The sequence below is a fragment of the Allokutzneria sp. NRRL B-24872 genome, assembly GCF_002155965.1.
GTDB lineage: Bacteria > Actinomycetota > Actinomycetes > Mycobacteriales > Pseudonocardiaceae > Allokutzneria.
This window is the reverse complement of sequence record NZ_MUMH01000023.1, coordinates 29,813-51,226: the sequence shown is the minus strand read 5'-3', so window position 1 is coordinate 51,226 and position 21,414 is coordinate 29,813. Positions and strand designations below refer to the sequence as shown.

Here is a 21,414-nt window from a genome sequence, read left to right as displayed (position 1 = left end):
GGTGCAGTATCAGGTGATGACAGCCGACCCGCTGCCGCAGCTGCGCAAGCTGTGCCTCGCCCTGCCCGAGACCACCGAGCGCCTCAGCCACGGTGAACCGACGTGGTTCGTCCGGGACCGCAAGACCTTCGTCACCTACGCCAACCACCACCACGACGACCGGCTCGGCTTCTGGTGCGCGGCACCACCCGGGGTGCAGGAGGAGATGGTCGCCGAGGAACCGGCGCGCTTCTTCCGGCCGCCCTACGTCGGGCACCGCGGCTGGCTCGGCGTGTACCTCGACGTGGACCTCGACTGGGTGGAGCTCGGCGAGATCGTCGAGGAGGCCTACCGCATGGTGGCTCCCAAGACCCTCGTCGCCCAGCTCGATGTCCTCTGAGGGGGACCGGAACCGGCCATGGTGCCGTGGCCGTGCGTCGTCTGCGGAAAGGCCCGCACCCGACGGGATGAGGTGGACGTCGACGCTGGGTGCCAGGTCACCTGGAACCCGGTTCCGCCAGAGATCGAGGCGCGTCTGCGCAGAGGACGGTCTGCTGACAGGCGGAGGCGCGCTAGGCGAGCTTGGTGGTGCGGGCGGCGAGCAGGCCCGCACCGGCGCCCCAGGCCGCGAGCACCACGAGGGGCTGCCAACCGGGCCATCCGCCCAGCGTCAGCACCGAGTCCAGGCCCTGGGCGAGCGCGCCGGAGGGCAGCCAGCCGACCACGGCGGCCAAGCCGTCGGGCAGTTGGTCCAGCGGCACGATGATGCCCCCGGCCAACAACAGCGCGAACCACACGACGTTGGCCAGCGCCAGCACGACCTCCGCGCGCAGCGCGCCGCCGAGCAGCACACCGAGCGCGCCGAAGGCCAGGGTGCCCAGCACCACCAGCACCACGGCCGCGACCAGTCCCGACGCCGCCGGCTGCCACCCGAGCAGCGCCGCGAGCACACCGAGCACCACCAGTTGCGCGGCGACGACGATCAACGCGGCCGACACCCGGCCCACCACGAGCAGCCAGCGCGGCAGCGCGGTCGCGGCGAGGCGCTTGATCACGCCGTAGCGCCGGTCGAAACCGAGCGCGATCGCCTGGCCGGTGAACGCCGAGGACATCACCGCCAGCGCGAGGATGCGCGGGGTCACCGAATCGACGCGGGGCTCGGGCAGGGACAGCAGCGGCAGCAGGCTCAGACCCACCAGCAACGCCATCGGGATGAGCAGGTTGAGCAGCAGCTGTTCTGGGTGACGCAGTACCAAACGGGTCTCGGCCCGGGTCTGCGCCAGCAGCATCGACCCCAGCGGCGCGCGGCCGGGAGCCGGGCGGAACGCGCCCTCGGCGAACCTGGTCACGACCGCAGCTCCCGTCCGGTCAGTTCGAGGAACACGTCCTCGAGACCGCGCCTGCCCACGCGCAGCTCGTCGGCGAGCACACCCTGCTGCGCGCACCACGAGGTCACCGTGGACACCACCTGCGGGTCGATCTCACCCTCGACGAGGTAGCTCCCGGGACTCGGTTCCACCGCGGTGCAGGACTCCGGCAGCGCGCCGGAGAGCAGCTCCAGGCTCAGCCCGGCGCGGGAGCGGAAGGTCAGCGTCCGGCAGCTGGCGTCGCGGCTGGTCAGCTCGTTGGGGCTGCCCTCGGTCAGCACGCGGCCGTTGTCGATGATCATGACCCGGTCGGCGAGCTGCTCGGCCTCGTCCATCAGGTGCGTGGTCAGCACCACCGTCACGCCGTCGGAGCGCAGCGCGCCGACGAGCTCCCAGACCAGGCGGCGGGCCTGCGGGTCCATCCCCGCGGTCGGCTCGTCGAGGAACACCAGCTCCGGGCGGCCGACCAGCGCGCAGGCCAGCGACAACCGCTGCTGCTGGCCGCCGGAGAGCCGCTTGAAGATCGTCCGCCGGACCTCCCACAGGCCCAGCTCGTGCAGCAGCCAGTCCACGCCGAGCGGGGTCGCCGCGTAGGAGGCGGCCAGCTCCAGCATCTCCCGCACGCGCACTCCCGGGTAGGCGCCGCCGCCCTGCGGCATCACGCCGATGCGGGGGCGCAGCTTCGACGAGTCGGCGATCGGGTCGAGCCCGAGCACGCGCACGGTCCCGGCGTCGGGGCGCTGGAAGCCCTCGCAGATCTCCACGGTCGTCGTCTTGCCCGCGCCGTTCGGGCCGAGCAGGGCGAAAACGGTACCGCGTGCCACTCGGAGGTCGAGCCCGTCGACGGCGGTGGTCGAACCGAAGCGCTTGACCAGCCCGCTGACGTCCAGCGCGGCGGAGTCGGCTCTGGGGTCCACGGGAGCAGAGCCTAAGCGGGTGAGCTGGCGCACTCGTTACTGGGCGGCCGATCGAGGCGCGCGAACCCGCCCCGGCATCCGCTTGCGCACGGCCAGCAGCAGCGGCCCGGCCACGGCGAGCCCGGCGAGGATCGCCCACGGCACCACGAACTCCCGGCCGCCGTAGTTCGCGCCCGGCGGGGTGTCCACCACCGACATCGCGATGCTCAGCACCACCGCGACCACCCGGAACCGCACCGAGTTCGTCGACGCGGCAAGCGGTACCACGGCCCACACGAGGTACCACGGGTGCACGATGGGACCGAGTACCACCATCATGCCCAGCGCGATGCCCAGGCCGGTGATCGGGTGCAGGAAGCGCTCACCCCGGCGGAAGCACGTCCACAGCAGCCACCCCAGCACCGCGACCGCGCCGATCCCGCCCGCCACGCGCCACGCCTCGGTCACCGACGCCGTGTGGTCGCCGAAGCCCAGCAGCACCCCGAGCGATCCGCCGAGCCCGCCGAGCCAGGTCATCGGCGACTTCCACGACTGGATCTTCTCCAGCGCGACCAGCGAGTCCTCCCAGCCCAGCGACAGACCGCTGCCGAGGACTATCACCGCCAGCACTCCGGCGAACACCGCGATCAGCAGCCCGGCCGCGCGGAAGAGGTCCTTGAACGTGCCGCCCCAGCGCAGCGCCAGCGCCACACCGAGGAAGCCGAGCGCGGGCGCCGCGCTGACCTTCACGGCGGCGGCGCAGGTCATCAGCGTCGCGCCGATCAGCAGCCAGCGCGTGCCGGGGCGCAGCGCGATCTCCAGCCCGGCGAGCATCAGCCCGACCATCAGCGCCTCGTTGTGCACGCCGCTGACCAGGTGGAACAGCACGAGCGGGTTGGCGGGGCCGAGCCACAGCGCGGTCACCGGCCGCACCCCGCACCTGCGGGCGAGGCGGGGCACCGCCCAGAGCATCATCGCGATGCCCGCCAGCGCGATGACCCGGTGCAGCAGCACGCTGGTCACCACGTGGTCCCCGGCGATCCAGCTGACCAGCTTGCCCAGCGTGAGGAAGAACGGGCCGTACGGCGCGGGGGTGTCCCGCCAGACGTTGGGCACACCCCTGGTCAGCGGGTCGTCGACGCCGAGCGCCTGCGCGGGGCCGACCTCGTAGGGGTCGAGGCCGAGGAAGGCGATCTTGCTCTGGGCCAGGTAGCTGTAGACGTCGCGGGAGAACATCGGCGGGGCGATGGCCAGCGGGATCATCCACATGACCAGCGTGCGGTCCATCTGCGAGCGCGAGATCACCCTCGGCCTGCCGGAGGCGGTCAGCCTGCCCAGCCACAGCCAGGAGGAGATCACCAGGAACATGCCGGTGTAGACGATCGCCATCGAGACGGTCGGCACCCTCGGCAGCAGGCCGATCAGCGGCACCCTCGGCACCGGGTTGAACACCGGCGCCGCGCCCGCGCCCGCGGCTCCCACCGCCATCAGCAGCGCGCCCAGAGTGCCCAGCCGCCGGACCCAGTCGAGCTGGCGGAGCTCGGCCCCGTCCAGGCCCGCCGAGGACCCAGGGGCCGCAGGTGGTGTCTTCTCGCCCGCCCTCACGCCGCTGAACACTATCGATCCCGGATCGAGTGAGCCCGTTCCGGGCGGGAAAGCATCGCTGACCGGCGCCGGAGGTGAGTCGGATCACCCTGGGAGGGGGGCGCTTTGCCCCGCGGGAGGAAATAAGCAAGACTTGTGTTGTGAAAAACGTCGGGCCCCCTCCACCGGCTGCGCAGCCCGCGCAGCGGGAGCACGCCGACGGCCGCACCCGCCAGGGCGTGGCCAGGCTGCTGCTGGAGCGGGGACCGCTGACCGCCGCGGTGATCGCCGACGAGCTGGGCCTGAGCCCGGCGGCCGTGCGGCGCCACCTCGACGCGCTGCTCGCCGACGGCGAGGTCCGCACCCGCGACGCCTCCACCAAGGGGCAGCGGGGACGGGGCCGCCCGGCGAAGCTGTTCCTGCTCACCGAGACCGGCCGCGGCCGGTTCGGGCACGCCTACGACGACCTCGCGGTCGCCGCGCTGCGCTTCCTCGCCGACGCCGGTGGGGAGCAGGCGGTGCGCGCCTTCGCCGAGCAGCGGATGGCCACCCTGGTGGAGCGGCACCGCGCCTCGGTGCTGGCCAACCCGGACCCCAACGCCAGGGCGAGGGCGCTCGCGCTGGCCCTGACGCACGAGGGATACGCTGCCTCGACGCGCCAGGTCGGAGCGGGCGAACAACTGTGCCAGCACCACTGCCCGGTCGCCCACGTGGCCGCGGAGTTCCCGCAGCTCTGCGAGGCCGAGACGGCGGCGTTCGCCGACCTGCTCGGCACCCACGTGCAGCGACTGGCCACGATCGCCAGGGGCGACGCGGCGTGCACCACCCACCTTCCCGCCCCCGCGCGGGAGAAGCACCAGAAGAGCCAGGGTCCGGAAGCCGCGCCGGACGCGGATGAGACCTGCCCCGATTCCTTCAGGGAGCCCGTATGACTGCCGCTGCCGAACAGCGCACACCCACCACGGTGACCGAGCCGCTCACGCAGGAAGAGACGATCGCCAGCCTCGGTCGTTACGAGTACGGCTGGGCGGATGCCACCGACGCCGGAGCGAGCGCGCGCCGCGGCCTGAACGAGGAGGTCGTCCGCGACATCTCCGCGAAGAAGGACGAGCCGGAGTGGATGCTGGAGTCGCGGCTGAAGGGCCTGCGGCTGTTCGACCGCAAGCCGATGCCGAGCTGGGGCAGCGACCTGAGCGGGATCGACTTCGACTCGATCAAGTACTTCGTGCGCTCCACCGAGCGGCAGGCCCAGAGCTGGGAGGACCTGCCCGAGGACATCAAGAACACCTACGACCGGCTGGGCATCCCCGAGGCGGAGAAGCAGCGCCTGGTCGCCGGTGTCGCCGCGCAGTACGAGTCCGAGGTGGTCTACCACCAGATCAACAAGGAGTTGGAGGCCCAGGGCGTCATCTTCCTGGACACCGACACCGCGCTGAAGGAGCACCCGGAGCTCTTCCGCGAGTACTACGGCTCGGTCATCCCGCACGGTGACAACAAGTTCTCCGCGCTCAACGGCGCCGTGTGGTCCGGCGGCTCGTTCATCTACGTGCCCAAGGGCGTGCACGTGGAGATCCCGCTGCAGGCCTACTTCCGGATCAACACCGAGAACATGGGCCAGTTCGAGCGGACGCTGATCATCGTCGACGAGGACGCCTACGTCCACTACGTCGAGGGCTGCACCGCCCCGATCTACTCCTCGGACTCGCTGCACTCCGCGGTCGTGGAGATCGTCGTGAAGAAGGGCGGCCGCTGCCGCTACACCACGATCCAGAACTGGTCGAACAACGTCTACAACCTGGTCACCAAGCGCGCCAAGGCCGAAGAGGGCGCGACCATGGAGTGGGTCGACGGCAACATCGGCTCCAAGGTGACCATGAAGTACCCGGCCGTCATGCTGATGGGCCCGCACGCCAAGGGCGAGGTGCTCTCCATCGCCTTCGCCGGCGAGGGCCAGCACCAGGACGCGGGCGCCAAGATGACCCACCTCGCGCCGCACACCTCCTCGACGATCATCTCCAAGTCGGTGGCGCGCGGCGGCGGCCGCACCTCCTACCGCGGCCTCGTCCGCGTGAACAAGGGCGCCCACCACTCGAAGTCGACGGTGAAGTGCGACGCGCTGCTGGTGGACACCATCAGCCGCTCCGACACCTACCCGTACGTGGACATCCGCGAGGACGACGTCGCGATGGGCCACGAGGCCACCGTCTCGAAGGTCAGCGAGGACCAGCTCTTCTACCTGATGTCCCGCGGCCTGACCGAGGACGAGGCCATGGCGATGATCGTGCGCGGCTTCGTCGAGCCGATCGCCCGCGAACTGCCGATGGAATACGCGCTCGAGCTGAACCGGCTCATCGAGCTTCAGATGGAAGGGGCCGTCGGCTGACATGGCCGTTTCGACCGACACCAACAGCACCACCCCGGCCAGCCGGATCGCCCCCGGCATGACCCGGTCGGAGTGGTTCACCTCCTTCGACGTCGACGCCTTCGAGGTGCCCGGCGGCCGCGAGGAGAACTGGCGCTTCACCCCGCTCAAGCGCATCGCCGGCCTGCACCTCGGTGAGGCCGCGACCAAGGGCAAGACGACCGTCGAGGTCGTCGCGGGCGAGGGCGTCGCGGTGGAGACCGTCGAGCGCGGCGACGCCCGCCTCGGCGTCGCGGGCACCCCGGGCGACCGGGTGGCCGCGCAGGCGTGGAACTCCTTCACCGGGGCCACCCTGGTGACCGTCGGCAAGGAGGTCGCCGCGGCCGAGCCGGTGCTGGTGACCATCACCGGCGCGGGCGAGGGCGTGACCGCCTACGGCCACGTGCAGCTGCGCGCGGAGCAGTTCGCCGAGGCCGTCGTCGTCCTGGACTACCGGGGCAGCGGCGTGCTCGCGGACAACGTCGAGGTCGTCGTGGGCGACGGCGCGAAGCTCACCGTCGTCACCGTGATCGACTGGGCCGACGACGCGGTCCACGTGACCTCCCACCACGCCAAGGTCGGCCGCGACGCGACGCTGCGGCACACCGTGGTGACCCTCGGCGGGAACCTGGTCCGCATCAGCCCGACCGTGGCCTACGACGGCCCCGGCGGCGACGCGGAACTGCTCGGCGTGTACTTCGCCGACGCGGGCCAGCACCTGGAGCACCGCCTCTTCGTCGACCACGGCGTGCCGAACTGCCGCAGCAACGTGGTCTACAAGGGCGCGCTGCAGGGCGAGGACGCGCACACCGTGTGGATCGGCGACGTGCTGATCCGCGCGGCGGCCGAGGCCACGAACACCTTCGAGCTCAACCGCAACCTGCTGCTGACCGACGGCGCGCGCGCGGACTCGGTGCCGAACCTGGAGATCGAGACCGGCGAGATCGAGGGCGCGGGCCACGCCAGCGCCACCGGCCGCTTCGACGACGAGCAGCTGTTCTACCTCCAGGCCAGGGGCATCCCGGTGGAGCAGGCGCGCAGGCTGGTCGTGCGCGGCTTCTTCCACGAGATCATCGCCAAGATCACCGTGCCCGAGGTCCGCGAGCGGCTGGAGGCCGCCATCGAGGCCGAGCTGGAAGCCGTGGGCGTCTGATGACCACGAGGGTCTGCCCGCTGGCCGAGCTGACCGACGGCAAGCCCGTCGGCTTCGAGGTCGCGGGCACCCCCGTGGTCCTCGTCCGCAGGGGCGAGAAGGTGCACGCGCTGCGCGACGAGTGCTCGCACGCCGAGGTGGCGCTGAGCGAGGGCGAGGTGGGGCGCGAGGGCATCGAGTGCTGGCTGCACGGCGCCTGCTTCGACCTGGAGACCGGTGAACCGCTCAGCCCGCCCGCCTTCGACCCCGTGGACGTCTACGCGACCTCCGTGCACGACGGCGATGTCCACGTGGACGTCACCACCCCGACCAACCGCTGACTGCTCTTTCTTGCCACATCAGGAGAACGAAGAACAATGGCCACGCTGGAGATCAAGGACCTGCACGTCACGGTCGCGACCGAGGACGGCGCCAAGGAGATCCTCAAGGGCGTCGACCTGACCATCAGGGCGGGCGAGACCCACGCGATCATGGGGCCCAACGGCTCGGGCAAGTCCACCCTGGCCTACGCGATCGCTGGGCACCCCAAGTACGACGTCACCGGCGGCTCCGTGCTGCTGGACGGCGAGGACGTGCTGGAGATGAGCGTGGACGAGCGCGCCCGCGCGGGCCTGTTCCTCGCCATGCAGTACCCGGTCGAGGTGCCGGGCGTGTCGATGTCGAACTTCCTGCGCACCGCGGCCACGGCCGTGCGCGAGCAGGCCCCGGCGCTGCGCCACTGGGTCAAGGAGGTCAAGCAGGCCATGGCCGAGCTGGACATCGACCCGGCCTTCGCCGAGCGCAGCGTCAACGAGGGCTTCTCCGGCGGTGAGAAGAAGCGCCACGAGATCCTCCAGCTGGCGCTGCTCAAGCCGAAGTTCGCCGTGCTCGACGAGACCGACTCCGGCCTGGACGTGGACGCGCTGCGCGTGGTGTCCGAGGGCGTGAACCGCTACAAGGCCAACGGCGAGACCGGTGTCCTGCTGATCACGCACTACACCCGCATCCTCAAGCACATCACCCCGGACTTCGTGCACGTCTTCGCGGGCGGGCGCATCGTGGAGTCCGGCGGCGCCGAGCTGGCCGAGGTGCTGGAGCGCGACGGTTACGTCCGCTACACGGCTTCCGCCTGATTCCTTCCTGACTGCTCCCACCACCACGAGCGTGATTCGTTGAGAGGAGGGCCGACATGACCGTCGAAGCTGGCCCGCTCCCGCTTGACGTCGACGCGATCCGCGGGGATTTCGCGATCCTCGGCAGGACCGTGCGCGACGGCAAGCCCTTGGTCTACCTGGACTCCGGAGCGACCTCGCAACGCCCGCGCCAAGTGCTGGACGCGGAGCGGACGTTCCTGGAGACCTCCAACGCGGCCGTGCACCGAGGTGCGCACCAGCTGTCCGAGGAGGCCACCGACGCCTACGAGGGCGCGCGTGCTCGCATCGCGTCCTTCGTCGGCGTCGACCAGGAGGAGGTGGTGTTCACCAAGAACGCCACCGAGGGCGTCAACCTGGTCGCCTACGCGATGAGCAACGCCTCCGTCGCCGGTGCTTCAGCCGAGCGTTTCCGGCTGGGCCCCGGCGACGAGGTGGTCATCACCGAGATCGAGCACCACGCCAATCTCGTTCCGTGGCAACAGGTCTGCGAGCGGACCGGGGCCACGCTGCGCTGGTTCGGGGTCACTTCGGACGGTCGTGTTGATCTGTCCGAAGTGGACACTGTGATCACCGAGCGGACCAAGGTCGTCGCGTTCACCCACCAGTCCAACGTGACCGGTGCGATCACCCCCGTCGAGCGGATCGTCAAGCGCGCCAAGGAGGTCGGCGCGCTGACGGTGCTCGACGCGTGCCAGTCGGTCCCGCACATGCCGGTCGACTTCCGCGCGCTCGACGTGGACTTCGCGGTGTTCTCCGGGCACAAGATGCTCGGCCCGTCCGGGATCGGCGTGCTCTACGGGCGCTACGACCTGCTCGCGGCCATGCCCCCGTTCCTCACCGGCGGCTCGATGATCGAGCTCGTCCGCATGGAGGGCTCCACCTTCGCGCCGCCGCCGCAGCGGTTCGAGGCGGGCGTTCCGATGACCTCGCAGGCGATCGGGCTCGCCGCCGCGGTGGACTACCTGTCCGTGGTGGGCATGGAGCGGGTGCACGCGCACGAGCTGGTCCTGACCGAGGCGGCGCTGCGTGGACTGTCCGAAGTGGACGGTGTGCGGATCGTCGGCCCGACCGACCTCGTGCTGCGCGGTGGCGCGGTGGCCTTCGACATCGACGGGGTGCACGCGCACGACGCGGGCCAGGTGCTGGACAGCCTCGGCGTGGAGATCAGGGTCGGCCACCACTGCGCGTGGCCGCTGCACCGCAAGCTCGGTGTCGCGGCGTCGGTGCGCGCCTCGTTCTACCTGTACAACACCCTCGACGAGGTGGACGCGCTGGTCGCGGCCGTTCGCGAGGCGAAGCGCTTCTTCGGCGTGGCGTGAGGGGAGAGCGCTGATGCAACTGGAACAGATGTACCAGGAGATCATCCTGGACCACTACAAGCACCCGCACCGCCGCGGCCTGCGCGACCCGTTCGACGCCGAGGTGCACCACGTGAACCCCACGTGCGGTGACGAGGTGACGCTGCGGGTCAAGCTGGAGGGCTCCGGCGCCGAGGCCAAGGTCGTCGACGTCTCCTACGACGCGCAGGGCTGCTCGATCAGCCAGGCGTCGACGTCGGTGCTGACCGACCTCGTGGTGGACGGCACCGTCGGCGACTCCTTCGCCAAGCACGAGGAGTTCCTGCGGCTGATGCAGGGACGCGGCAAGGTCGAGCCGGACGAGGACGTCCTGGAGGACGGGATCGCCTTCGCCGGCGTCGCGAAGTACCCGGCGCGCGTGAAGTGCGCGCTGCTGGGCTGGATGGCTTTCAAGGACGCCGTGGCACGCGTTGAAGGGACTGGGACATGACCGAGGACGTGATCCGGGGAGCCGCCGGGATGCCGGACCCCGCGCCCAAGGCCGACCAGCCGGAGCTGGCCGACCTGGAAGAGGCCATGCGCGACGTGGTCGACCCCGAGCTGGGCATCAACGTCGTCGACCTGGGCCTGGTCTACGACATCCGCGTCGAGTCGGAGGAGTCCGGCGAGATCGCGATCGTGGACATGACGCTGACCTCGGCGGCCTGCCCGCTGACCGACGTGATCGAGGACCAGACCCGCGCGGCCCTGGTGGGCGGCCCGGGCGGCGGCCTCGTCAGCGACGTCCGCATCAACTGGGTGTGGATGCCGCCGTGGGGCCCCGACAAGATCACCGACGACGGCCGCGAACAGCTGCGCGCCTTGGGCTTCACGGTCTAGCCTCAGCCGTCGAGTCTCGCGTTTTGGCTACTTGTTGTCGTCTAGGAGCGCTTCCTCTCGCAACAAGTAGCCAAAACGCGTTAAAGGCGTGCCGCTACCGCTAGGTCCTGCCATGCCATGCCGACGGACTTGAAGAGCTTCGGCGTGCTCGGGTCGAGGCGTTTTTCCCCGCGCGCCAACGAAGTGAGTGGGATCAGGTCCTCTGGGCGGAGCGCGCCCTCGGCGATCGGGAGGACCACGTCGCCCGCTTCGCGGAGCGCGGTGGGGACGTCCTCGACGATCACCTCGCCGCGGGTGACGGTGGCGGTGTCGACCTCGCGCGCGTCGGGCTCGTGCGAACCGATCGCGAGCACGGTGGCGTGCGGCGCGAGCTTGCCGCCGTCGAAGAGCGGAGTGCGGGCGGTCGTGCAACACGCGACGAGGTCCGCGTCCGCCACGGCGTCGGCGCTTCCCGCCGAGGCGCGAAGGCCCGCGGCGACGCACCGGTCAACCAGGTCGGCGACCCGATTTCCGTTGCGCCCCACCACGGTCACGTCGCTGACCGGGCGGACGACGCGCAGCGCCTCGATGTGACCCCACGCCTGCGGACCGGTACCGAAGACCACCAGGCGCGACGCCTCGTTCACCGCGATGAGGTCGGCGGCGGCCGCGCTGACGGCCGGAGTGCGGATCGCGGTCAGCGCCGCGCCGTCGAGCACCAGTTGCGGTGTCAGGGTCAGCGCGTCCAGCAACAGGTACACGCCCTGCACGCGGGGCAGGCCGCGCTCGGGGTTGTCCGGGGTGACCGTGACGAGCTTGACCCCGGCGTGGGCGGGGGTGAGCGAGGGCATCAGCAGGATCTGCCCGTGGTCGGCGGGCACCACCGTGCGCGCCGGGTCGGCCGAGGGGTCGAGACCGGAACGCAGTGCCAGGTGGATCGCCTCGATCGCCGCGCTCATCGGGAGCCGGGCGCGCAGGCTCTCCCCGTCCAGCACCGGCAAGCGGCTCATCGCTTTCCCTTCCCCGAGCCCGACGACCACGCCGATCCTGCCACGCGCGGCGGCCGCGTGGCAGGGACCGGCGCTCGGCGGCCTCACACGGACACGGGCACGGCATCGTTGCTGGTGGCACCGCGTCGGGCCAGCCAGGAATCGAGTGCGTACTTCCCGGGACCGAGTACCGCGATGAGCAGGAAGAACCAGCAGTACAGCGCCGAGGGCACCCCGCCGTTCTCGATCGGGAACAGGCCCTTGGGCTGGTGGGACACGAAGTAGGCGTATGCCATGGAGCCGGAGCAGAGGATCGCCGCGGGCCTGGTGAACAGCCCGATCAGCACGAGCAGGCCGCCCACGAACTGGATGGCCGCCGCGAACCAGCCCGGCCACACCCCGAAGGCCACCGTGCCGCCCTTGCCTCCCGCGCCGCCGAGCACGCCGAACAGCGATGCCGCGCCGTGGCAGGCGAAGAGCAGACCGACGACCGCCCTGGACAGGGACAGAACCACGGTATTGATCGACTTTGACACTGGAGGATCCCCTCGTTCTCGCCGTCACCGTTTGCGCCCCGTGGTTATGTCAGGAAACTAACGGCAATCGGACACTTACGAACCGTCCATACGTCTCAAGCCGTCCGGGGGTTCACATCCGTGGTTTACGGATTAACGCTCGGCATTCGGGCTAATGTGCTCCTCCGCCCGTTGACGGCGAGCCCGCTGCCTTGTCAAATGGGGGTCCGCCGCCTCCGTGGGAGCGCTCTCTCGCGCTCGTGACGAATGGAGTCGCGCGTGTCATCACGTCGAGTTCTGCTCGTTCTCGCCGCCGTTCTGACAGCTCTGCCACTGGCCCCGGCCTCCGCGCAGGCGGCCGTGGTCTGGTCGGATGAGTTCAACGGCCCCGCAGGCGGAGCCCCCGACCAGAGCAAGTGGTCCTACGAACCCGGCAACGGCAGCAACGGCTGGGGAAACCGCGAGCTCCAGGCGTACACGACCCGTCGAGAAAACGTTTCCACAAATGGCGCCGGACAGCTCGTCATCACCGCGCGCCGGGAGAACTCCGGTGTGCAGTGCTGGAATGGCCAGCCCTGTCAGTACACCTCCGGCAAGCTCATCACCAAGAACACCCGCACCTTCACCTACGGCAAGATCGAAGCGCGGATGAAGCTGCCGACCGGCAAGGGCATCTGGCCCGCCTTCTGGATGCTCGGCACCGACATCGGCCAGGTCGGCTGGCCGCAGTGCGGCGAGATCGACATCATGGAGAACATCGGCAGCGTGCCCAACACCGTGCACGGGACCCTGCACGGACCCGGCTACTCCGGTGCCGGCGGGATCGGCGCCACGGTGCAGAACGGGCGCCCGTTCCACGAGGACTTCCACACCTTCTCCGTGGACTGGTCGCCGAACAAGATCGTCTGGTCCATGGACGGCCGCGTCTACCAGACCCGCACGCCCGCCGACCTCGGCGGTCGCCAGTGGGTGTTCAACCACCCCTTCTACATGATCCTCAACCTCGCGGTCGGCGGTGACTGGCCGGGCAGCCCCGACGGCTCGACCCAGTTCCCGCAGCAGTTGCTCGTCGACTGGGTCCGCGTCCACCAGGGCTGAGCGCGCCGAGCCCCGTTTCGTACTCATAGCGGCTGCAGCTTCGGCGACGGCCGCTATGAGTACGAAACGGGTGCCCTCCAGCGTTGGGCTTCGGCAGCATCGCGAAGCACGGACCGAAGAGGGCAATGGAGAACGCGGTCGATCGCCTGGCAGAGATCATTTCGCCGCCCGCACCGGCCGGGACAGCGGTGGACTGGGAGGCGATCGCTCGCCGCCTGCGAACTGCGCTGCCCGCTGATTACCTCTGGTTGCTGGAACCCGGTTCCCGTAGCAACTACGACCTCGTCGAGATCGCGTAGGAGCGGGAGGAGGCGCTTGAGTACCTGTGGAGCCGGGGCGAGGCCAAACCGGCGTGGCTCGACGCTCCCGGGGTTCGTGCGATCGCCTGGGGCTCGACCGACAACGGGGAGTACCTCCACTGGCCGGCGCGGCCGGGTGACAGTCCGGACGAGTGGACGGTCCTGGTCGACGAAGCGCGCGGCGAGCAGTGGGAGCACTTCGAGATGGGCTGCGCCGAGTTCCTCGTCGCCACGCTGACCGGGGAGGTGCGCTCGGACCTGCTCTGGTCGCTCTACCCGTCCTCCCCGCACGCGTTCCACCCGAGCGACCTGATCCACGAGGACTAGAGGCAGCTCAGAACTGCCTTGCGGAGTGCGGCTTCGCGGGGGTCGTCCCACAGTCGTCTGCCGAGGCGGTTCGGGACGTAGCCGAAGCCGGTGCGCGTCGCCGGGTCGGCCATGCCGAAGGAGCCGCCCGCGCCCGGAGTGCCGTAGGCGCGGGAGTCTGTGCCGAAGTTCCACGCGGGGAACGGTTTCCAGAAGCCGAGGGAGAAGCTGGCGTCGGCGAGGTGCATGACGCGGTCGCGGGAGGAGCCGCCGAGCGGAACCGGCTCGGCCTCGATCGCCAGCAGCGTCGCGCGGTCGACGCCGAGCCGGGTCCCGCCCGTGGCGAACTCGCCGTAGAGCGCGGCGAGCGCGCGAGCGGTGCCGATCCCGTTGCCCGCAGGCAGGTCCAAGTCCCTCCAGGGACAGCGTCCCAGTCTGGTGATGTCGCCGATCCTGGGGTTGCTGAAGGACTTCGCGGTGAGCGTCCACGGCAGCAGGAACTCCACCAGCATCCGCGCCGGCACGCCGCCCGCCGTGGTGAAGTCGCGCAGCGAGGGCTTGGCGGGCACCAGTTCCGCGATCCGCTCCTCCGGCACGCTCGCCGGGACGCCGATGTAGAACTCCTCGCCGAGGCCGGGCAGCACCTCCTCGGCCAGGAAGCGCCCGACGAGCCTGCCCTTCGGGTCGACGCGACGCAGCAGCTGGCTCACGTAGAGCCCGCCCACCAGCGGGTGGTAGCCCTGCGCGGTACCGGGTTCCCACGCGGGCGCCTGCCTGGCGAGAACCTCGCCGAGCCGGTCGGGGTCGGCGAGCAGTTCCGGGGTGAGCGGAGTGTCCACTGTGGGCAGTCCGGCCTGGAAGCCCAGCAGCTGCCGGACGGTCACGTTCTCCTTGCCCGCCTGGCCGAACTCCGGCCAGTACTTCGTGACCAGCGCGTCGTAGTCGAACAACCCCCGCGAGTGCGCGAGCGCCATGACCATGGACGCGACGCCCTTGGTGGAGGAGTACACGGTGGCGAGGGTGTCCCGTTGCCACGGAAGAGTTCCAGCGCGGTCGCGGTACCCGCCCCAGAGGTCGACGACCAGTTCGCCATCGACGTGGACGGCGCACGCGGCACCGAGTTCCCCGCGCTCGGCGAAGTTGCGCGCGAACTCCTCGCGCACCGGTTCGAAGCCCGCGGTGACCGTTCCCTCGATCATGCCGTGCTCCCCAGGCGGTGCGCGGCCTCGACCTTCTCGGTGAGCCAGCGCATGTACGGCTCCAACCGGGCGCCGTCGCTGAGGAGAACGTCTTTTCCTTTGTGCGCGAGGGTCGTGCGGCCGCGGTCATCGATCGCGACGCGCTGCATGCAGTAGTCGGTGAACGGCAGGCCCAGCGCGTCGGCGAGGGCGAGCGCGTCGTGCTGCATGGTCGCGTGGTGGAAGCGCTCGTACCACTGGTCCAGGTGCGCGGCGACCAGCCTCGCCCACGGTGGCCCGGTGGGATCGCTGAGCAGCAGGTGCAGCGGGGAGCCCTTGCCGACCTCCACCGCCGGGGTGAAGGTGAGCTCGGAGAGCTGGAGCCGGGGGAACCGCGCCCTGTCCAGCATCGTGATCGCGGCCTTGATGTCGGTGCGGAAGTTGTGGTCGGCGCGCTCTGGGTCTCGGTACCGCAAGGCACCGCCGACCTGGGACACCACCAACCGCTCGGCCAGGCCGTGGCGCGTGTCCAGCAGTGGTGCGAGGTTCGACGCGGTACCGATGCCCACCCAGCGCACCGAGGTGTCCGTGGCGGAGCAGACGGCGGTGACGGCCGCGAGCACGTCGGTCGGCTGGTGCGGGACCTCTGGCGGCACCAAGCCCTCGATGCAGTTGAGGCGCGTGTTGCCGAGATCGGCTCCCGCCACCACCGGCACCTCAGGGCGGCCGAGGAGGTCGAGCAGGTGCCGGACGAAACGCGCGCGCTCGCCGCCGAGTTCGTCGCTGGTGACCACGAGAGCCAGCGTGGGCTCGGCGGCGGCCACGATGAGCGCGAAGGCGTCGTCCGGGTCGCCGCCCGCGTCGGTGTCGATGATCAGAGGAGTTGCCAGCAGGGACGCGGGGTACGGCTCGTCGACCTTCACGAACCTGAAGCTACCGCGTCCCTGGCGGTACTGAGTCCAATCTGAGCACGCGGTCCACGATCTGGGTGAGTCTCGCCTCGTCATGACTGACCACGACCAGTGCGCAGCCGGAGTCGGTCACCGCGCGCAGCGTCCGCGCGACACTGGCCGCGACGGTCGGGTCGAGCGAGGCAGTCGGCTCGTCGGCCACGATCACCGCCGGGGAACCCGCGAGCGCGCGAGCGATCGCGACGCGCTGGCGCTGCCCGCCGGAGAGCTGAGCGGGCTTGCGGTCCAACTCCACCCCGGTCAGCCCGACGCGGTCCATCAGCTCGCGCGCGTCGGCGTTCCTGTTGGGCTCCACGATGGTTCGCCACACCGGCCAGCGCGGATCGAGGCTCGCGCTCGCGTCCTGGAAGACCGGCATCGCCCTGCCGCTGCGCCAGATCTCGCCGCGCATCGGGCGAACCAGCCCGGCGATCGCGTGCAGCAGCGTGGTCTTCCCCGAGCCGGACGGGCCGCAGATGCCGACCGCCTCGCCAGCACGGATTTCCCAATCCAGCCCTCTGATCAGCTCCGTGTCCCGGTAGCCGAGCGTGACGTTGGCCAAGCGCACCACCACGTCACCGGCCTTGCGCGTCCGGGCGGTCCCTGCGGTGGGCAGGGCGTCGATCAGAGCGCGGGTGTGCGGGTGCTGGGCGAGCTGTCGCAGCCGTGTGACGCCGCCGCGTTGCACGGCGATGTCCTCGACGAGTTCTCCCTTGCACAACACAAGAACTCGGTCGGCGTGACGGCAGACCAGCGCGAGGTCGTGGCTGGCTACGAGCAGCGATCTGGTTTGCGCGACGAGGGTCGCGAGCGCGGTGTCGGCGCTCTTCGCGTCCAGCGCCGACGTCGGTTCGTCCGCGAGCACGATGCTGGGGGTGTGCGCGGTGGCCGCGACGATGTCGGCTCGTTGCAGCATTCCGCCGGACCAGGTGTTCGGTCGGTGCTTGAGCCATTTCTCGGCCACGCCGAGGCTCTGCAGCCTCGGTCCCACGTCCGGCGGGCGTTCACCGTGTGCGCGCCAGGCTTCGCGGACGTGGTGCCCGACTGTCCACAGCGGATCTGCGGAGCCGAAGGGATCTTGTGCGACGTAGCCGATCTCGCGGCCTCGCACCGAGCGGAGTTCCCGCTCCGGCACGCCGATGAGGTTTCGGCCCGCCAACTCGACCGTCCCTGTCACCGTGGCGGAGCGCGGCAGAGTACCCAGTACCGCGCGGATCAGCGTGCTCTTCCCGGAACCGGACTCGCCAACCAGGGCAACGACCTCGCCGTCCGCGACAGTGAAGGAGACTCCGCGCGGTCCATAAGAGACGGTCAGATCGCGAATCGTCAGGGCCATCGCTTCCCCTTGTCCTGCAAAGCGTCTCCGAGCAGCGATGCCGCCGCGACGCTGATCAGCACCGCGACCGCTGGGGCGAGCACGAGCCACGGTGCGCGGTCCACGTAACCGCGTGCCTCGGCCACCATCTGGCCCCACTCGGCGGTGGGCGGGGCCACGCCGAGACCGAGGAAGGACAAGCCCGCGAGGCTGAGCACGATCTCGCCGATGTGCAGCGTGGCCACCGCGAGCACCCCGGTCGCCGTGGCGGGCATGACGTGCCGCGCCGCGCTCCGCCACCTGCCGACCCCGGCCATCCGCGAGGCGATCACGAACGGCTTTTCCGTTTGCTGGGTGGCGAAAGCGCGCGCGAAGCGGGCGAGGTGCGCCCAGCCCGCGACCGACATCGCCAGTACCAGGTTCGCGTGCCCGGGGCCGAGGACGCCGACGATCGCCAGCGCGAGCACGAGCTGCGGGACGGCGAGCGTCACATCGATGACGCGCGAGATCACCGTGTCGACGACGCCACCGGCCACCGCCGCGAGCAGGCCGATCGCGAGCCCGACGGCGAAGGTGATCACCGCGACCAGCAGTGCCGTGCCGAGCGAGACCCAGGTGCCCGCGGCGATCCTGGCGAGCACGTCGCGTCCCGCCTGGTCGGTGCCGAGCAGGTGAGCCCAGCTGGGCGCCGCGAGCTTGGCGCCGTACTCCGTCCCGTTCGGGTCGGGAGTCAGGAACGGCACCACGAACGCCAGCGCACCGAGTACCACGGCGAACCCGATTCCCAGGAGCCGGTTCACCGCTGCGCCTTCCCGGTGATCGCGATCGTGACACCGTCCACAACGGTACTGACAACCACATAGCCGAGCACGCCGAGCAAGACCGTCGCCTGGACCACGGGAACATCCCGCGCGCCAATGGCTTCGATGAGGTAGCGGCCGACGCCGGGCCACGTGAACACTGTCTCCACCACGGCCGCACCCGCCAGCAGCGAACCGACCGTGAGGCCGATCGCCGCGAGCAGCGCGGGCAGTGCGCTCGGCATCGCGTGCACGACCAGCCGCCGCAGGGGAGTGGCCCCGCGCGCCTGGGAGACCTGGATAAACGACGCGTCGGAGACCTCGACCAACGAGGTTCTCAGTACCCGTGCCCACCCCGCTCCCGCTCCGAGCGCCAACGGGATCGCGGGGAGCGCGGCACCGCCCCACGAGCCGTCCGCGAGCACCCGGCCGATTCCTCCGCGCAGCACGATCAGCTCCAGAACCACTGTGCCCACAACGAAACTCGGCGTGGCTGCCCCGAGGAACATCACCGTGCGCGCACCTAAGTCCGGGGCCCGGCCTCGCCACCGCGCGGCGACCAGGGCGAGCGGAACCGCGAGCAAGAGGGCGAAGAACAGCGCCACGACCGCGAGCCGCAGCGTGGCCGGGAGTCGGTCGAGCAGCTCTCCGGCAACCGGTCGACCGGTGCGCCACGAGGTGCCGAAGTCGCCGGTCACCGCGTTGAACAGCCACCGGAGAAACCGTTGTGGCGCCGACACGTCCAGGCCCAGGTCGCGGCGTGTCGACGCGATCTGCTCATCGGTCGGGTTGCTGAACCCGAGCGCTCCGAGCACGCGCCGAGCCGGGTCGCCGGGCGCCACGAGTTGCAGCGACCACACCACGAGCCCGGCGACGAACAGCGTGATCAGGGCTTGGCCCGCTCGCCGCAGCAGAGCTCGGATCACCTAGCCCGCCTGGGTCGTGGCGGTGACGTGGTGCAGCACCGACGACGGGCGGTAGTGGGCGAACGCGCCGCCCACGACAGCCGCGGAGCTGCGCTGGGCCACGACCGTGAGGTAACCGCGATCGCTGATCAAGCGCTGGATCTGCTGCAACACGGGGGTTCTGGCGTTCTCGTCAGTGGTCTTGCGGAGGTCGGAGATCAGGGTGTCCAGCTCGGGGTCCGCGATGCCGCCGAAGTTCTTCGAGCCCTGCGAGGTCAGGAAGTCCCGCAACGGAATGATCGGATCGTAGTTGTAGCCCAGGGTTCCGTCGAAGGACAGACCGATGTCCCACGCGTCGCCCTTCAGCGCCTCGTAGTTGTCCTGGACCTCGGTGACCTGCACGCCGATGCCCGCCGCCGCGAGCTGAGCCTGCATCGCGACGGCGACGGCCTTCGTGTCCGGCTGCTGCGGATAGGTGATCATGTTGAGCCGCAACAGCTTGCCGTCCTTCACCCGCGCACCGGCGGAGCTGGGCGTCCACCCCGCGTCGTCCAACAGGCGCTTGGCCTCGGCGATGTCGGTGCGCTGCGTCTCCAGAGCGAAGGGGGCGACGTCGGGGTAGATCCCCTTCGGCGTGCGGTAGAGCCCGTCCAGCACCTGCTTCGCGATCTGGTCGTAGTCGATCGCGAGCGCGAAAGCCCTGCGCACCGCCACGTCGTTCATCGGTGCGCGCTTCAGGTTCGGAATGGCTCGGAGTTGTTGCAGTGTCTGGGAAGCGGTCGCCATGCGAGGGCCGGACGTCGCGCCCTTCAACGCGCCGAGCGCGTCCGTCGGCGGGTACAGCGCGATATCGGCCTCACCCGTGCGCACGGCGAGCAGGCGAGCTTGACCGTCCGGGACGAAGCGCACACGCACCTCGGCGAGCTTCGCCGGGCCGCCCCAGTACTTGGGGTTGCGAGCGAGCACCATCTCGTCGTCGTCCAGTTTGGACACCGTGAACGGTCCTGTATAGACACCCTGCGCTTGCGGGTCGAACACCGTCACGGACTGTTCGTCGGCGAGCAGGCTCGGCAGGTTCACCACGGGCGTGCTCGTGCTCAGCAGCACCGTGTTCGCGTCCGGCGTCTCGATCGTCGCGCCCGGGAGGTTCGCCTTGACGAGCGAGTTCTCCGCGAGATGCCGTTCCAGCACGGTCCTGAGCACGGCCGAGTCGAGCACGCGGCCGTTGGCGAACGTCACGCCGGTACGCAGTACCAACCGCCACTGAGTACCAGTCACCGGCTCAAGGCTGCGCAGCACCCACGGCTCGACACCGCCGGTCTCGGTGCTGCGCATCAGCAGTTCTCCGTAGCCCCATTCCGGCGACCACAGGCCCTGCTTGATCGGGTCGAGGCTCTTGACCTTGTACGGCGTGACGATCCGCAGCGTGTCCGGCGGCGCTGTCGGCGCGCTCGCGCATCCGGTCAGCAAGGCGGCACCCAGTACCAGTGCGAACAGAGTCTTCACGGGCGGAGCCCCAGTCCCACCAGGGCATCAGCCCTGACCTCGGTGATACCGCGTTCCACCAGGAACTCCAGGTACCGGGTGCGCACGCGCTCCCGCTCGTCCTCGTCCAGGCTGATGATCAACGCGTGCAGTCCGGTGCCGAGCACGAACGACCACGCTTCCTCGGTCGGCAGCGGCACGCGCAGCGGGATCTCGGTCACCTCGACGTCTTCGAGCCCCAGCTGGGTGAGCCACGCGTGCAGCTTCTCCTCGGTGTCCAGGCTCTTCGCGGACTCGGTCACCGGTGAGGAGGTCGGCAGGTTCGGCCGCAGCTCGCGCACCGCGTCGAAGATCGCCGCGCCGACCTCGTCGATCGAGCCCTCGGCCCACACCGTGGCGGCGAACCGGCCACCCGGGCGCAGCAGGTCGAGCAGCCGGGTGGCCGCGCCGTTCATGTCGGGCTGGAGGAAGAAGACGCCGAACACCGACTGCACGACGTCGTAGGGCCGCTCTGCGGAGTATTCGGTGATGTCGGCTTCGATGAACCTGGCGTTGGCGAGACCTTGCCGCGCCGCAACGGTTCTGGCGTGGTCCAGCAGTTCGGTCGAGAGGTCGACCCCGTCCACCGCGCCCGTCGGGCCGACCCTGACGGCGGCGGTCAGGGCGGAGGAGCCCGCGCCGCAGCACACGTCGAGCACGCGTTCCCCGACTCGCGGAGCGGAGACCTCGGTGGTGGCGGCGCCGAGCGGTCCCCACAGCGGTGGGGTCCACCGGAGGAAGTGCTGCCTGGTGGCGTCGAAGACCGGGCCGAACCCGGCGGGCTGCGTGCTCACCACCGGCAAGTTAATGGAAACGGTTGTCAGTCACAATCCGTTCGAGTGACACGGAGCTACTGCACCGAGCGG

The 21,414-nt window shown here is 70.3% G+C and carries 24 protein-coding genes; 12 read left to right on the top strand and 12 right to left on the bottom strand.

Annotation, left to right across the window (positions count from 1 at the left end; genetic code table 11):
* Positions 1-16: 16 nt before the first annotated feature.
* The gene (locus CCN37_RS06830; RefSeq protein WP_086819855.1) at positions 17-379 is read left to right on the top strand and encodes an MmcQ/YjbR family DNA-binding protein; all 363 of its coding nucleotides are present in this window, start codon (positions 17-19) and stop codon (positions 377-379) included.
* A gap of 172 nt (positions 380-551) precedes the next feature.
* Here the strand turns inward: CCN37_RS06830 and CCN37_RS06825 are convergent, their stop codons facing one another.
* Genes CCN37_RS06825 through mptB form a run of 3 tightly spaced genes read right to left on the bottom strand, consistent with a single transcriptional unit; the run spans position 552 to position 3,847 of the window.
* The gene (locus tag CCN37_RS06825) at positions 552-1,328 is read right to left on the bottom strand and encodes an ABC transporter permease (protein ID WP_246842857.1); all 777 of its coding nucleotides are present in this window, start codon (positions 1,326-1,328) and stop codon (positions 552-554) included.
* Entirely contained in the window at positions 1,325-2,263 is a 939-nt protein-coding gene (locus CCN37_RS06820; protein WP_246842856.1) for an ABC transporter ATP-binding protein, read from the bottom strand. The genes CCN37_RS06825 and CCN37_RS06820 overlap by 4 nt, the downstream gene beginning before the upstream one ends.
* Positions 2,264-2,299: 36 nt before the next feature.
* Positions 2,300-3,847, bottom strand: coding sequence for a polyprenol phosphomannose-dependent alpha 1,6 mannosyltransferase MptB (gene mptB / locus CCN37_RS06815; protein WP_086819854.1), 1,548 nt, complete (start codon positions 3,845-3,847; stop codon positions 2,300-2,302).
* A 140-nt stretch (positions 3,848-3,987) separates the two neighbouring features.
* Here mptB and CCN37_RS06810 point away from each other — a divergent pair, with 140 nt between their 5' ends.
* Genes CCN37_RS06810 through CCN37_RS06775 form a run of 8 tightly spaced genes read left to right on the top strand, consistent with a single transcriptional unit; the run spans position 3,988 to position 10,690 of the window.
* Positions 3,988-4,758, top strand: coding sequence for a metalloregulator ArsR/SmtB family transcription factor (locus CCN37_RS06810; protein ID WP_246842855.1), 771 nt, complete (start codon positions 3,988-3,990; stop codon positions 4,756-4,758).
* Positions 4,755-6,209 (top strand): Fe-S cluster assembly protein SufB, encoded by a 1,455-nt coding sequence (sufB, locus tag CCN37_RS06805; protein WP_086819807.1) that lies wholly within the window; start codon positions 4,755-4,757, stop codon positions 6,207-6,209. The genes CCN37_RS06810 and sufB overlap by 4 nt, the downstream gene beginning before the upstream one ends.
* A 58-nt stretch (positions 6,210-6,267) precedes the next feature.
* On the top strand, positions 6,268-7,380 hold the full coding sequence (gene sufD / locus CCN37_RS06800) for a Fe-S cluster assembly protein SufD (protein WP_371503725.1): 1,113 nt from the start codon (positions 6,268-6,270) through the stop codon (positions 7,378-7,380).
* The gene (locus tag CCN37_RS06795) at positions 7,380-7,700 is read left to right on the top strand and encodes a non-heme iron oxygenase ferredoxin subunit (protein ID WP_086819805.1); all 321 of its coding nucleotides are present in this window, start codon (positions 7,380-7,382) and stop codon (positions 7,698-7,700) included. Before sufD ends, CCN37_RS06795 begins: the two co-directional genes overlap by 1 nt.
* 36 nt (positions 7,701-7,736) lie before the next feature.
* A complete protein-coding gene (gene sufC / locus CCN37_RS06790) occupies positions 7,737-8,492 on the top strand; it encodes a Fe-S cluster assembly ATPase SufC (protein ID WP_086819804.1) in 756 nt (251 codons plus the stop codon).
* A gap of 56 nt (positions 8,493-8,548) precedes the next feature.
* On the top strand, positions 8,549-9,832 hold the full coding sequence (locus CCN37_RS06785) for a cysteine desulfurase (protein ID WP_086819803.1): 1,284 nt from the start codon (positions 8,549-8,551) through the stop codon (positions 9,830-9,832).
* Positions 9,833-9,845: 13 nt separating this feature from the next.
* Complete coding sequence (sufU, locus tag CCN37_RS06780) at positions 9,846-10,301, top strand: Fe-S cluster assembly sulfur transfer protein SufU (RefSeq protein ID WP_086819802.1); 456 nt, start codon at positions 9,846-9,848, stop codon at positions 10,299-10,301.
* A complete protein-coding gene (locus CCN37_RS06775) occupies positions 10,298-10,690 on the top strand; it encodes a metal-sulfur cluster assembly factor (protein WP_086819801.1) in 393 nt (130 codons plus the stop codon). The genes sufU and CCN37_RS06775 overlap by 4 nt, the downstream gene beginning before the upstream one ends.
* Positions 10,691-10,770: 80 nt before the next feature.
* Here the strand turns inward: CCN37_RS06775 and CCN37_RS06770 are convergent, their stop codons facing one another.
* Together CCN37_RS06770 and CCN37_RS06765 are read right to left on the bottom strand one after the other, a co-directional pair.
* Complete coding sequence (locus CCN37_RS06770; protein WP_086819850.1) at positions 10,771-11,679, bottom strand: ornithine cyclodeaminase family protein; 909 nt, start codon at positions 11,677-11,679, stop codon at positions 10,771-10,773.
* An 83-nt stretch (positions 11,680-11,762) separates the two neighbouring features.
* A complete protein-coding gene (locus tag CCN37_RS06765) occupies positions 11,763-12,194 on the bottom strand; it encodes a DoxX family protein (RefSeq protein ID WP_086819800.1) in 432 nt (143 codons plus the stop codon).
* 258 nt (positions 12,195-12,452) lie between these two features.
* Between CCN37_RS06765 and CCN37_RS06760 the strand changes: the two genes are divergently transcribed.
* From CCN37_RS06760 to CCN37_RS42005, 3 genes are all read left to right on the top strand, one after another.
* The gene (locus CCN37_RS06760; RefSeq protein WP_246842854.1) at positions 12,453-13,271 is read left to right on the top strand and encodes a family 16 glycosylhydrolase; all 819 of its coding nucleotides are present in this window, start codon (positions 12,453-12,455) and stop codon (positions 13,269-13,271) included.
* A gap of 83 nt (positions 13,272-13,354) precedes the next feature.
* Positions 13,355-13,570: a hypothetical protein gene (locus CCN37_RS06755; protein ID WP_086819798.1), complete on the top strand. Its 216-nt coding sequence runs from the start codon at positions 13,355-13,357 to the stop codon at positions 13,568-13,570.
* A gap of 204 nt (positions 13,571-13,774) precedes the next feature.
* Positions 13,775-13,897, top strand: coding sequence for a hypothetical protein (locus CCN37_RS42005; protein WP_256388021.1), 123 nt, complete (start codon positions 13,775-13,777; stop codon positions 13,895-13,897).
* On the opposite strand, the gene CCN37_RS06750 is transcribed toward CCN37_RS42005, so the two are convergent.
* Genes CCN37_RS06750 through CCN37_RS06720 form a run of 7 tightly spaced genes read right to left on the bottom strand, consistent with a single transcriptional unit; the run spans position 13,894 to position 21,342 of the window.
* Positions 13,894-15,075, bottom strand: coding sequence for a serine hydrolase domain-containing protein (locus CCN37_RS06750; RefSeq protein WP_086819797.1), 1,182 nt, complete (start codon positions 15,073-15,075; stop codon positions 13,894-13,896). The genes CCN37_RS42005 and CCN37_RS06750 overlap by 4 nt on opposite strands.
* On the bottom strand, positions 15,072-15,977 hold the full coding sequence (locus tag CCN37_RS06745) for a nucleoside hydrolase (protein WP_168200546.1): 906 nt from the start codon (positions 15,975-15,977) through the stop codon (positions 15,072-15,074). The genes CCN37_RS06750 and CCN37_RS06745 overlap by 4 nt, the downstream gene beginning before the upstream one ends.
* Positions 15,978-15,987: 10 nt before the next feature.
* Entirely contained in the window at positions 15,988-17,340 is a 1,353-nt protein-coding gene (locus CCN37_RS06740; protein WP_086819795.1) for an ABC transporter ATP-binding protein, read from the bottom strand.
* Positions 17,331-18,119 carry an ABC transporter permease gene (locus CCN37_RS06735; RefSeq protein ID WP_086819794.1) on the bottom strand — a complete coding sequence of 263 codons (789 nt, stop codon included), beginning with the start codon at positions 18,117-18,119 and terminating at the stop codon, positions 17,331-17,333. The genes CCN37_RS06740 and CCN37_RS06735 overlap by 10 nt, the downstream gene beginning before the upstream one ends.
* On the bottom strand, positions 18,116-19,045 hold the full coding sequence (locus tag CCN37_RS06730) for an ABC transporter permease (RefSeq protein ID WP_086819793.1): 930 nt from the start codon (positions 19,043-19,045) through the stop codon (positions 18,116-18,118). The genes CCN37_RS06735 and CCN37_RS06730 overlap by 4 nt, the downstream gene beginning before the upstream one ends.
* A complete protein-coding gene (locus tag CCN37_RS06725; RefSeq protein ID WP_086819792.1) occupies positions 19,046-20,530 on the bottom strand; it encodes an ABC transporter substrate-binding protein in 1,485 nt (494 codons plus the stop codon).
* On the bottom strand, positions 20,527-21,342 hold the full coding sequence (locus CCN37_RS06720; protein ID WP_168200545.1) for a class I SAM-dependent methyltransferase: 816 nt from the start codon (positions 21,340-21,342) through the stop codon (positions 20,527-20,529). The genes CCN37_RS06725 and CCN37_RS06720 overlap by 4 nt, the downstream gene beginning before the upstream one ends.
* Positions 21,343-21,414 lie beyond the last annotated feature (72 nt).